General features: G+C 34.0%; 13 protein-coding genes. 5 read left to right on the forward strand and 8 right to left on the reverse strand.

Annotation, left to right across the window (positions count from 1 at the left end):
• The first annotated feature begins 302 nt into the window (after positions 1–302).
• Complete coding sequence (locus ABD745_RS17675) at positions 303–2591, forward strand: GH92 family glycosyl hydrolase (RefSeq protein WP_344833175.1); 2289 nt, start codon at positions 303–305, stop codon at positions 2589–2591.
• A 42-nt stretch (positions 2592–2633) separates the two neighbouring features.
• On the opposite strand, the gene ABD745_RS17680 is transcribed toward ABD745_RS17675, so the two are convergent.
• The 4 genes from ABD745_RS17680 to ABD745_RS17695 form a co-directional block, all read right to left on the reverse strand.
• The gene (locus tag ABD745_RS17680; RefSeq protein ID WP_344833178.1) at positions 2634–3677 is read right to left on the reverse strand and encodes a hypothetical protein; all 1044 of its coding nucleotides are present in this window, start codon (positions 3675–3677) and stop codon (positions 2634–2636) included.
• 102 nt (positions 3678–3779) lie between these two features.
• Positions 3780–4292 (reverse strand): hypothetical protein, encoded by a 513-nt coding sequence (locus ABD745_RS17685; protein ID WP_344833181.1) that lies wholly within the window; start codon positions 4290–4292, stop codon positions 3780–3782.
• Positions 4293–4297: 5 nt separating this feature from the next.
• Entirely contained in the window at positions 4298–4921 is a 624-nt protein-coding gene (locus ABD745_RS17690; protein WP_344833183.1) for a hypothetical protein, read from the reverse strand.
• 18 nt (positions 4922–4939) lie between these two features.
• Positions 4940–5491: an RNA polymerase sigma factor gene (locus ABD745_RS17695; protein ID WP_344833186.1), complete on the reverse strand. Its 552-nt coding sequence runs from the start codon at positions 5489–5491 to the stop codon at positions 4940–4942.
• Between the two features lie 194 nt (positions 5492–5685).
• Here ABD745_RS17695 and ABD745_RS17700 point away from each other — a divergent pair, with 194 nt between their 5' ends.
• The 4 genes from ABD745_RS17700 to porW all read left to right on the forward strand — a co-directional run bounded on the left by ABD745_RS17700 (position 5686) and on the right by porW (position 10228).
• Positions 5686–6435 (forward strand): Rossmann-like and DUF2520 domain-containing protein, encoded by a 750-nt coding sequence (locus tag ABD745_RS17700; RefSeq protein ID WP_344833188.1) that lies wholly within the window; start codon positions 5686–5688, stop codon positions 6433–6435.
• Positions 6425–6943: a KdsC family phosphatase gene (locus ABD745_RS17705; protein ID WP_344833192.1), complete on the forward strand. Its 519-nt coding sequence runs from the start codon at positions 6425–6427 to the stop codon at positions 6941–6943. Before ABD745_RS17700 ends, ABD745_RS17705 begins: the two co-directional genes overlap by 11 nt.
• Positions 6944–6953: 10 nt before the next feature.
• On the forward strand, positions 6954–7508 hold the full coding sequence (locus tag ABD745_RS17710) for a Maf family protein (RefSeq protein WP_344833195.1): 555 nt from the start codon (positions 6954–6956) through the stop codon (positions 7506–7508).
• Between the two features lie 86 nt (positions 7509–7594).
• A complete protein-coding gene (gene porW / locus ABD745_RS17715; protein WP_344833197.1) occupies positions 7595–10228 on the forward strand; it encodes a type IX secretion system periplasmic lipoprotein PorW/SprE in 2634 nt (877 codons plus the stop codon).
• A gap of 17 nt (positions 10229–10245) precedes the next feature.
• On the opposite strand, the gene tsaB is transcribed toward porW, so the two are convergent.
• The 4 genes from tsaB to ABD745_RS17735 form a co-directional block, all read right to left on the reverse strand.
• Entirely contained in the window at positions 10246–10926 is a 681-nt protein-coding gene (gene tsaB, locus ABD745_RS17720) for a tRNA (adenosine(37)-N6)-threonylcarbamoyltransferase complex dimerization subunit type 1 TsaB (RefSeq protein WP_344833201.1), read from the reverse strand.
• Between the two features lie 137 nt (positions 10927–11063).
• The gene (locus tag ABD745_RS17725) at positions 11064–11813 is read right to left on the reverse strand and encodes an SDR family NAD(P)-dependent oxidoreductase (protein WP_344833204.1); all 750 of its coding nucleotides are present in this window, start codon (positions 11811–11813) and stop codon (positions 11064–11066) included.
• Between the two features lie 91 nt (positions 11814–11904).
• Positions 11905–12276, reverse strand: a complete 372-nt coding sequence (locus tag ABD745_RS17730) for a YraN family protein (RefSeq protein WP_344833206.1) — start codon at positions 12274–12276, stop codon at positions 11905–11907.
• Positions 12277–12301: 25 nt separating this feature from the next.
• Positions 12302–12790, reverse strand: coding sequence for a hypothetical protein (locus ABD745_RS17735; protein WP_344833209.1), 489 nt, complete (start codon positions 12788–12790; stop codon positions 12302–12304).
• Between the last annotated feature and the right edge of the window lies 1 nt (position 12791).

Here is a 12791-nt window from a genome sequence, read left to right on the forward strand (position 1 = left end):
CCGTAGGGATCTAAACACGAATCTTTCCAAATTAATCTCTAATAACTTTGCCTAGATCCGATCCCTACGGGATGACAAACGGAGTGGAAAATCATTACAATAAAATCAACATAATGTTTGTCATTCTGAGCAAAGGAAGAATCTCAGCTTTATTTTTAGAGATTCTTCATACCATTCCTTTTCATTCAGAATGACAAATTACATTCTTATCTGCGAAAATCAAAAAAAACACTTCTATTCCTGATAAAATCTTTAACTTTTCATCTTAAAAATCTTTATCGAAAGCCAAATTACTTTTACTCATGAAAAAAGTTCTTTTACTCTTATTAATTATTTCTTTCGCTCATTTCAAATCGCAGTGGGTTGAAAAAGCACCGGAAAATCCTGAAGAATTTGTCAACCCGTTGATCGGGACACTTTCAAAGCCTTCACTTTCAAACGGAAATACATATCCAGCCGTCGCAGTCCCTCATGGAATGAATCTATGGACACCCCAAACCGGAAAAAATGGAAATGGATGGCAATATACTTACGACGCCGATAAAATTCGTGGAATCAAACAAACGCATCAACCTTCTCCCTGGATGAATGATTACGGAATGTTTTCCATTATGCCTGTGACGGGAAAAATGCGTTTTAATGAAGATGAAAGAGCGAGTTGGTTTTCCCATAAATCAGAGGTTTCAACACCATATTATTACAGCGTTTATCTGGCAGATCATAATATAACTGCAGAAATTACTCCAACTGAAAGAGCCGCACAGATGCGTTTAACTTATCCTGATTCGAATGATTCTTGGTTTGTTGTGGATGCATTTGATAAAGGCTCAAGCATTACCATTATTCCTTCTGAAAATAAAATTGTGGGATATTCAACAAAATATTCCCGTGGAAAACTGGTCGGTTTTAAAAATTATTTTGTGATTTATGCAGACAAACCATTCACGAAATATTCAACCTGGAAGGATAAGGATTTCGTAAAAGATGCCCTGGAAATCACTGGAGATCATTGCGGAGCTGTCGTTGGTTTTGCCACCAAAAAAGATGAAAAAGTGAACTTAAGAGTCGCTTCTTCTTTCATTAGTTTAGAACAGGCAGAACTAAATTTACAAAGAGAATTGAGTAGAGATTCTTTCGATGATACTTTCAAAAAGGCAAAATCAGCATGGAACGAAAAATTAAGAAGAGTTGAAGTCGCAGGCGGAACAATCGACCAGATGAGAACGTTCTACTCTTCTCTTTACAGAATGCTTTGCTTTCCACATAAAATGTACGAAATCAATAAAGCTGGAGAAGTTATTCATTACAGTCCATATTCCGGGAAAACGGAAGCGGGTTATCGTTTTGCAGGAACCGGTTTTTGGGACACTTTCAGGGCACTCTACCCTTTCTTAAACTTAGTTTATCCAAGTATCAATGTTGAAATGCAGAAAGGATTAATCAGTGATTATAAAGAAGGCGGTTGGTTGCCGGAATGGTCAAGTCCGTCGTATTCTGATATTATGATTGGAAATAATTCTGCTTCTGTGGTTGCAGATGCTTATATGAAAGGTCTTCGAGGTTATGATATTGAAACATTATATCAGGCTTTGCTTCACGGCGCCAATAATGAGGGTCCGCAAGCAACCGGAAGACTGGGAATTGAGTATTATAAAAAATTAGGCTACGTTCCTTACGATGTTAAAATCAATGAAAACGCGGCAAGAACATTGGAATATGCTTACGATGATTTCGCGATTGCCCAATTAGGAAAAGCTCTCGGAAAACCCGAATCTGAATGGGTAGAATATTACAGACGTTCACAAAATTTTCAAAAAGTAATTGATCCTGAGACAAAATTAGCTCGCGGAAGAAATCAGGATGGAAGTTTTCAAACTCTTTTTAATCCTTTTAAATGGGGTGATGCTTTTACAGAGGGAAATTCATGGCATTACACTTGGTCGGTTTTTCAGGATATTGACGGATTGGCAAAATTGATGGGCGGCAGAAAAGAGTTTTCGAAAAAATTAGATCAGGTTTTTGAAATGCCTCCTGTTTTTGATGACAGTTATTATGGTTCAACAATCCATGAAATTCAGGAAATGGTGAATGCCAATATGGGACAATATGCTCACGGAAATCAGCCTGCTCAACATATTATTTACTTATATAATTATTCCGGAGAGCCTTGGAAAACACAATATTGGGTGCGTGAAACGATGAATCGTTTGTATCAGCCAACTCCAGACGGATATTGTGGCGATGAAGATAATGGACAAACTTCGGCGTGGTATATTTTCTCGGCGCTTGGTTTTTATCCGGTAACTCCGGCGACTGATCAATACGTTTTGGGAGCTCCTCTTTTTAAAAAAGCAACCATTCATTTAGAAAACGGAAAAACTCTGGAAATTAAATCTGATAATAACAGTGATGAAAACCGATATGTGAAATCATTAAATATGAATGGTCAAAACTATTCTAAAAACTGGCTTAGTCACGCGGAATTAATGAAAGGTGCTATTCTACAGTTTAACATGGATAACAAGCCCAATAAGAACCGCGGAACAAACGAAAAAGATTTTCCTTATTCCTATTCCACGGACAAAAAATAAAGCAAAAGAGAGACGATTTGTCTCTCTTTTTGCTTGTAAAATTTATTCCTCTGAAAAATCATATTCTCCCGTTAAAGGATCAATATAAATAGGAAATTTTTCTTCTTTTTTCATTTTATTCTGCCTTAGTCCTCTTTCCAGTATCCCGACAAGACCTACGGCGACACCTCCATACATTCCGCCATTTGTTCCTCCTACATTTACAAAAACTGTAGAATTCTGAGCCGGTAAGAGATATCCCCTGTTGCTTATCAGATAAAATCCTTTGTCATTTTTATTCAGTTCTAAAAATCCTGAATATGTTTTTCTATAAGCCTTTCCGTTTTCTACATAAGCAAACATTTCATTTGTAGAAATTTTATCTTTCTTACCGTTTTCTTCCTTAATTGCTCTTAAAACTGCGCCTTTTCCATTTTTTTCAAGAACATAATTTCCCTGTTCCGGAGTTTGATTCATGAATGCATTGTGATTAAGATAAACCCCATCTTTCAGCGCTTGATTTTTATATGCTTCAGAATTGTTTCTTACATATGATTCATAGTCCGTAAGAGCATCGATCGTTACAGCGTTTTCTTTAGGTTTCAGAGTATATGTTTTCTTTAAAAACATGGCAAAAACCACTGGAATATTTTTCATCATCACATCAGAAATATTTTTACTTCTGAAGCTGTAAACAGTATCTTTTTTATATAAAAATTTATAAGTATCTCCTTCTTTCAGGAAAGTCTGTGCAGAAAATTCGATCTCTCCTTCTGTTTCCTTTCCTACTGTTTCACCTATATAAGTTTTCAGATGTTTTAAGACTAGAACCATTTCGTTTTTTCCGCCTTTATGATTACTATCTGTATACCATTGACTTAGAAAATTATTTACTGTTGTCGGAAAAACAACTTCTTTCATTTCTTTAGCATCACCAAAAGTCATCTCTCCTATTTTCTTGTCTTCTCTTTGGTCGATTACTTCGAGAGATTTGTAGATATTCCCTTTTGGATTTGAAAGATTTCCTCTTTCTTTAATAATTTCCTGATTTTGCGAAAAGCAAATAATTGAAGTTAAAATAAAAGTGATTTGGAATATTTTTTTCATTTAATATTAAATTTCATCTCAAAAATATGAATTTGGTTTAAAATTAAACGACTCTCACAAAAAAGATTTGTAAGAGTCGTCCAACATTAAAAAAATAAACTATTATGGGTCTTGCTTTGGTCTTGCAGCATTATTGTTGCTTCCGTGAGGTTTTCTTTCATTCATCTTATCTCTCATCATTCCCTCAGATTGAAACAGCTTCAAGACTTTCTGGCAAGGTATTATCTGCTGCATCTTATCAGCATATTTTTTTCTGTTATCTAACAGTTTTTGTCCTACTTCAAAGCTTTGCTGTAGCTTGGCTTTGGCTTCATCATCTGATAAAGTTTCAGGATTAAAATTGGAATTAAACTGACTTTTTATCTGCTTCTGACTGTCCAGATATTCGTTATAAATTTCTGTAAATTCAGTTTTATCGCTTGGATCAATATTCAGATTATCCATTACCATATTGTTCCTGAACTTAGTAAGAAGCGTCTTTCTTTCTTCAGGAGAAAGATTGTTTATTACCTCTTTTCTTTGTTTAGGGTCCATTTTTTTCCAGTCGTAATCCGTCCTTTGGGCATTCAAGCCAAAACCATAAATAATAAAAAGTGTAAATAATATCTTTTTCATCTTTTTTAATTATATAAATCCAAATAAACGTCCTGAGTAGAATTACTTGCCAATTCTGAAATTTCAGAATTAGAGAAAGAATCCAAATATTCGTTTACCTGAGTTTCTTCTTTTTTCGAAACAGGTTTTACTGTTTTCGTTGCTGTCTTTTGTTCTTCATTCTGCTCATCCTCCGCAAAAGACTTATTAGCATCCTGATTTACAACTGTTTGATTGTTATTTTCTACAGAAGTTAAATCCGATTTTAAAGTTTCATAAGCGATCTCACTTTCTGTTTTTGGCTCCTGGTTACTCGAAGCAACTGTTGTCTGCGAATATTCTCCTTTTGGGCTATCATTGTTGAAGACAAAAGTCGCTCCAAAAATCAGAGCTAATGATGCCGCCGCTGCATAAGCCCAATTCAGCTTGAAAATTGGTGCTTTTTTGGCAGGCAATACATTTTTCAATACATTTTCCTGAATATTCTCAAATAATTTTTCAGGAACTGTGTAAATATTTTTACGTTCTAATTTTTCCAGATCAAAATCATTGAGTCCGCTCAATACCTTCCCCTGAATATTTTCAAATAAATTTTCAGGGACTTTGTAGATGTTTTTGCGTTCTAATTTTTCTAGATCAAAGTCTTTCATGTTGTTGTTTCTCAAAAATTATCTTTCGTAATTCTCTTTGATATATTCTTCTATTTTCTGTTTGGCATAATGATAATTCGTTTTCAACGTTCCTACCGACATATCTACAATTTTTGATATCTCTTCATAAGGCAGGTCATCATAATACCGCATCATAAATACCAGTTTCTGCTTTTCGGGCAGGCTTTGTATAGCGCTCTGTAGTAGAATTTGTATTTCCTCTGCATCACCTTCTGTATTGTCGGCGACTAAATTCTGCATATGATATTCAGGATCTTCATCAGTTTTCTGCATTTTCTTCATTTTATTTACCTGCTGTAATGCTTCGTTGGTAGCAATTCTGTACAGCCATGTGTACAGTTGGCTATCGTTTTTGAACTGGTGAAAATTCTGATAAGCTTTAATAAAAGTCTCCTGCAATGTATCCTGAGCAAGATCTCCGTCTACAATAATTCTTCTTATGTGCCAATACAATCTACTTTGATAAGCATCCATCAAGGCGCGAACTCCCTGCTCTAGAGTTCGTGGATTTTGCATCAACGAAATAATTTCCGTGTCCTTAATCTTCATAAGATGCTTTCATTGTTTTGGATTACAAAAATAGCTGAAAGTTAAATTACTTATTCAATTTTTAGTCCAAATATTAAAAATATTATCAGATAGTTATGCTGTAACCTTTACTGAAAGGACAATAAGCACATTTATAAAAACTTCCATATTCGAACTATCCTTTCGAACTAAAGTTAAAACCTTATCTTTGTTATATGCAAATTGTAATTATCGGTTCCGGAAATGTAGCCTATCACATGGCAAAAGCTTTTGTTCAGAATAATATTTCTTTGGCACAGATTTTTGGTAGGAACGAAAATGAGTTAAATAAAATTTCTGAAGAATTAAACATTCCTTATTCAACTAATTTTTTAGTCGATGCAGATTTATATATTATTTGTGTAAGTGATAATTCTGTTGAAAGTGTTTCTCAATTGATTACTAATAAAAATGCTCTGGTTGCCCATACTTCAGGCTCTTTACCTAAAGAAGTGTTAGCAGGAGAATATAGAAAGGCAAGTCTCTATCCTTTGCAGACTTTTTCAAAATCAAAAGAGCTGGATTATTCCAACATTCCATTCTTTATTGAAACAGAAAATGAAGCTGATACGAAAATTCTTTTTGAAATAGTCTCTAAAATTTCAAAAAACGTAATGGAGAGCACCCATGAAAAAAGAAAATATATTCATTTAACGGCAGTTTTTGCCTGTAATTTTGTGAATCATCTTTTTTCAAGAGCCAAAGAAATTTCGGATTCTCAGGAAATTCCGTTTAATTATTTTTTACCGTTAATTGATGAAACAGTTCAAAAAATTCATGAAATTGAACCCAAATCAGCACAAACAGGACCCGCAGTAAGAAACGATAAAAGAATTCTGGAGTTACATGAGCAATTATTAAAAGATGAAAGTCTTGAGATTTATAAAACAATGAATCACTCAATTCAAAAAATGTATGAGTTATAAAGAAAAATTAAAAGATATTAAAGCATTTGTATTTGATGTAGACGGAGTTTTCACAGACGGAAGCGTTTATCTTATGCCCGGAGGAAATATGTCCCGAGTAATGAATGTTCTGGATGGTTATGCAGTTGTTAAAGCTTTAAAAAACAATTATTTAATCGGAGTAATCACAGGAGGAAATGACGAAATGGTAAAACACAGAATCAATTATCTTGGAATTCAGGATTATTATCCAAAATCTCATAATAAATTAGTTGATTTTGAAGCTTTTAAAGCAAAATATAATCTTAAGAATGAAGAAATTTTAACAATGGGAGACGATTTACCGGACATTCATATCATGGAAAATTCTGCAATTGCGGCCTGTCCTGAAAACGCAGTTCCTGAAGTAAAAGGAATTGCCAGTTATATTTCGCCGATAAAAGGTGGAAGTGGAGCAGTGCGTGATGTGATTGAACAGGTAATGAAAGTTCAGGGAAATTGGCATGATGATAATACACAATCTGTTTAATTAATTGAAAATGAAATTATTATTAGCATCACAATCCCCAAGAAGAAAAGAATTATTATCAAGTTTAGGCTTCGAATTTGAAGTTGTAAAAATCGATTGTGAAGAAATTGTTCCTGAACACATTAAAGTAGGAGAGTCTGCAGCTTATCTTTCTGAATTAAAAGCAGATGCCTTCCGAAAACTGGAAGAAGGTGAAGTTTTATTAACCGCCGATACTGTTGTAGCGATTGACAGTCAGTTTCTTGGAAAACCTCAGGATGAAAATGATGCAAAGAACATGCTGAAACTTCTTTCAGGAAAAACACATCAGGTTTACACGGGAATTACCATTAAAACTTTAGATAAAACGATTACAGAAACTGATGTTGCAGACGTAGAATTTGATGAAATTTCAGATACTGAAATAGAATATTACATTAAGAATTACAAACCTTTTGATAAAGCAGGAAGCTATGGAATCCAGGAATGGCTTGGAATGTCCAAAATAAAAAAAATAAATGGCAGCTTTTATACAATAATGGGACTTCCTACCCATTTGGTTTACAAAATTTTGAAAGAAATATAATGAGTTTCCATATAAAATTTTATTATTTTTACAAAATCATCAAACCTACTGATAATAAAAAGTAGATTAGCGAGTTATATTGAATAATGAAAAAAAATATTTTATTCCTTTTAGTGCTTTGTATAGTTGTTTCTTGTGCCACCAAAACCAAGAGGCCGGAGCAGCGTTCGAAGTTCATGAAAGGGTTTACAACATATTACAACACCCTTTTTAATGCAAAAGACGCATTAAATAACGAGTTTGAAACGAGGGATAAAGCACATAAAGACAATTTTTATGCGCCGTTTATTCCTATCCTTACCTACGAAGATCAGCCTTTGGGAAGTGATCTGGGACAATCTGCCGCTTTCGCAGAAAATTCTATGAAGATGGCAGAAGTAAACAGACCCAATCAAAACAACAATGGAAGAGGGGGACCTCCGGGAATGCCGGGAAATCAAACGTCAGGCGGAACAGGAATGCCTTCCTTATCAGGTGCTGTAAACGGAGCAATGGATAAAATGGGATTAGGCAAAGGCTCAGAAGGTGAACAGGAACAAAAAGGCGCTACAACGCTGGAAATTGCAGAAGCAAAAGCTTTAAAAGCAATTAATAAATATTCCGTTATCAGACATGGTGAAGAACAAAACAAACAGATTTTTGATGCTTATATGATCCTTGCACAGGCAAGAATTTACAGAGGAAAATCTTTGGAAGCTCTGGATGCCTTAAACTACGTTTTCACACACATGAAGGATGACAAAAGAATTCCTTTAGCTAGAATTTATCAAGGTTTAGCTTACGCCGAAATCAAAAATTATCATAAAGCACAGGAAGTTTTTTCTAAACTTAAAAGTGAAAAAATCAGTAAAAATTATGATAAACTTTTAAGCATTTATCAATCTGAAGCTTATTTGGATAACGGCAAAAAAGAAGAAGCTGTAAAAGAGCTTGACCGTGCTTTTGAGCTGAACAGCAACAGAAAACTGAAAAGCAGAATTGCTTTCCTGAGAGGACAGATTTTAGAAAATCTTAATCAAAATGAAAAAGCCAGAGAAAGTTTCATGGCAGCTTATAAATACGCCAACGATTTTGAATTTGAAGTAAAATCTCAGATAGAAATTGCAAAAACTTTCAACGGAAATGGTGATTACAACGGTGCCAGAAAATATCTTGAAGACATCAGTAAAAAAGGTACTTACACATCAAGAAAGAATGAATTTTATTATGCTTTAGGCTTAATGGCAAACAAAGCAGGTAAAAAAGATGAAGCTCAGGAATACTTCAGAAAATCTCTGAAAGAAAAGGTTTCAGATGGGCAGATCCGTGGTTTGGCTTATTATGAAATAGGGAAGGGATATTTAGATAAGAACGATTATATCGGGGCAGGAACTTATTATGATTCAGCATTGGCTGTAATGACATATGAACCTTCTAAAGTTCTTTTGGCAGACCAGTCTGTTTACATTAAAAAGATTTCTAAAAACTATTATTTAATCAAGAAAAATGACAGTATTCTGAACTTAGCCAAAATGACTCCGGAACAGAAAACCGACTTTTTCACAAAATATATAGCAAAAATCAAGGTAAAAGAGGAAAGAGAGGAATTAGAAAGAAAACGTGCGGAAAGAAGCAAAGGCTTTGATACCGGAGATTATAACTCGAAATCAATTTTCGCAAACAGCTCAAACACTTTTGAAGATTTTGGAGTAGCAACAAAAGGTTTTTATTTCTCAAACATAGGAACGGTTTCTAAAGGAACTTCTACCTTTAAGCAAACCTGGGGTGAAAGAGCATTGGTCGATAACTGGCGCTTTTCCAAGAAAATGGCAACGATCGAGGATTTGAAAAGTGATGCTTTAGGAACTAATACAGCACCGAATCCAAGACGTTTTGAACCTGCTTTTTATATCGAACAGATTCCTACCGATATTGCGAAATTAGATCAACTAAAGAAAGACAGAGACACGGCTTCTCTAGGATTGGGCGTAATGTATCAGAACTACTTCACAAATACTCCTTTAGCTACAAAAACTCTGTATGATCTTGTAGATGTAAAACCCGAAGAAAAAGTAATGCTGCAGGCTTTATACGAGATTTTTGCAATGAATTATGAGAAAAATCCGCAGGCATCGGAGAGAGCAAAACAAATATTACTGACAGATTATCCTTATACTTCTTATGCAGAATTTGCGAGAAATCCTAAGAATAAAACTTTTGTAAAATCTTCTGAAGATGTTGAAAATCAATACAAGCAGGCTTTTGCTTTGTATGAAACCGAAAAATTCGCGGAAAGTAAAGATATTATTGAACAGACCATTCAGAAATACCCTAAAGATGCTTTAGTTCCGAAATTATATTTATTAAATGCTTTTAATTCAGGAAAATCGAGTGGGAAAGAGGTCATGATTCTTCAGCTGGAACAAATCGTTTTAAATTATGCTAAAACTCCGGAAGGCGAAAAAGCCAAAGAAATGCTGAATTATTTGAAATCCGACCTGTCTTTCCAGGCAACAGATAATAAAGGAAATTCTATACCTCAAAACCCCGGCAATATGAGCAATAATGTTCCACAGCAGCCTGCTCAACAGTTCAATGCGACAGGCACACCGCCACAACAGCCGACAAACCAAATGATGAGCAATCCTCAACAGCCATCAAGTGGCAATAGCAATAAAGCACCCAGAAAGCCAAATAATAATTTGCAGCCAACACAATCAGTTCCTGCAAAACCACAATAAAATAAAAAAGCGAAGAACTAATCTTCGCTTTTCTTTTTCTTTACCCCATGAAAATCTTTGAGATAAAACGGTTCGAAATAAGCAATATCTTCAAACTCTTTTTTATCAATTTTTTCAAGGCTTTTCTTAATTAAATATTGTGCAGAAGGGTAGATCGTTTCATTAAAATCAGCATTTGGAAGCTGTAAAATTTCTTTTGCTTTCTTCGCTCCGTCTCCTACAAATATTACTTTTTTATCTTTAAATTCTTCAAAAGAAGTTTCATCTAAAATTTTGGCTTCCGTCTCAGACAGTTCTTCTCCCGTTTTACCATCATAAACAGCCGTATAAACCTCCATTCTCCTTGCATCAATCAAAGGTATTACAAAGTCATAGTTTTCACCTAAAAAAGGCTCAATCATACTTTCCAAAGAATTGACTGCTATCAATGGTATTTTTAGTCCATAACAAAACCCTTTTGCAGAAGAAGCACCAATTCTCAAACCTGTGTAAGAACCAGGACCTTTTCCCAAAGAAATTGCTTCAATTTCTTTAATTGAAATTCCTGCTCCTTCCAAAGCCCATTCTACAAAAGTGTGAAGACTTTCAGACTGCTTATAGTTCTCAGAAACTTCTTCAGTTAAACATAATAACTTTTCATTATCCGAAATGGCAACTGAACAGTTTTTTGAGGAAGTTTCGATGTATAAAATTTTCATTTTTAATAATTAAATCTATCCGTTTAATTTGTCATTCCGTAAGAATCCCAACACAGTAAATGCTTTGACTACATTGAGTTTAAGGTTTCAGGATGCCAAATTGTATGACTATTTTTTACAAATTTAATCCTTTTAAATTACTTTCTGTAAATCGTTCTCGGTTCTGCCTGAGCCGTCGGATAAATCGTCATATCAGAAACACAGACATGCTTGGGAGCATTTACACAATAGGCAATAGAATCTGCGATATCCTCAGCTTTCAAAGGTTCATAACCTGCGTAAACCGTTGAAGCTCTTTCACTGTCACCTTTAAATCTTACCATAGAAAAATCTGTTTCTACAGCTCCCGGTTGGATATTGGTTACTTTGATTCCAAATTCCGTCAATTCGATTCTCATTCCTTCAGAAATCACGTCAACTGCTTTTTTTGTTGCACAATAAACAACTCCGTTTGCGTAAGTCTGTCTTGCAGCTATAGAACTAATGTTTATAATATGTCCGGAATTTCTTTCTTTCATGATTGGAATGATCATTTTGGAAACGTATAAAAGTCCCTTCACATTTCCGTCGATCATAGAATCCCAGTCATCAGTTTTTCCTGCAGAAAGAGGATCTAAACCATGTGCGTTTCCTGCATTATTAACCAAGACATCAATGTTTTTCCATTCTTCAGGAAGCGAATTGATGGCAGCTTCAACTTCTTCCAGATTCCTTACATCAAATTTTAAACTAAATATTTCGGTTAATTTAGAAAGTTCTGTTTTCAGAGATTCTAAAACCTCAGATCTTCTTCCGCAAATGATGATTCTGTTACCTTGTTTTGCAAAAAGTTCTGCCGTTGATTTTCCTATTCCGGAAGTGGCTCCGGTAATTAATATTGTCTTCATAAAAATTGTAAATTATTTAATGTAAAAATTTAAAAATGATGAAATATAAAATTGGTAAACCGTTACATTTATTTATAATTGTTACATTATATCAGTTAGCATCAAACGCTTCAAAAGCATTGATTATATGTTCAATAACTAAATTTCCTTTTTCGTCGGGGAGGACAGAAATAATATCAAATCTTACTTCCAGATTTTTATTAAATTCTTCCAGATAATGGTCTGCAGCGGAAACTAATAATTTAATTTTCCTTTTATTGACAGCTTCCTGCGGAAGATTAAAAGCATCTGTTGAACGCGCTTTTACTTCAATAACAACAATTAAACTATCTTTTTCGGTGATTATATCAATCTCTGCTTTTTGGTATCTAAAGTTTCTTACTAAAATTTTGTATCCGTTCTTCAATAGAAATTCTGCAGCTAAATCTTCTGCCTTTTTTCCGAGGTCGTTATGCTGTGCCATCCTGAATTAAATGATGGAAGAAAAATTAATTTTCTTCACTGATTAAGCTATTGTGTTTCTCATCGATGAAATCTAAGATACTTAAATGAAAGTCTAAAAAAGACAACTCTTGTTCTGTTTTCAGAAGCTCTTTATTAAAATACCAAGGATTTGCATTTACAGAATATTTTTTACCGGAAATATAAAATGTATAAAATTCATTTCCAATATCACTAGGTTCATACTGCTGTTTTTCTTCTTCCGTCAGTTCTGGATATGTTCTTTTTATTTCAAATCTTTCAAAAGATAAAAGCCTTTTAATATTATTTTGAATTGCCATAGGAAGTTTGTCCTCCAATTTTTTTAATGTTCTTAAAGATCTATAATATTGTTCGTCAAAAGGTCTATTGTCTGGTTTTTTATGATAAAAAATCTCAAATTTAAAATCAAAGTTTTCATAAATGTATATGTCAACAGTTCTCAGTTTTCCTGCTAATGAAGGAAAGTAGTTGTATTCTATTAAAATATTTTCCATT

Source organism: Chryseobacterium ginsenosidimutans, from assembly GCF_039536845.1.
Taxonomy (GTDB): domain Bacteria; phylum Bacteroidota; class Bacteroidia; order Flavobacteriales; family Weeksellaceae; genus Chryseobacterium; species Chryseobacterium ginsenosidimutans_B.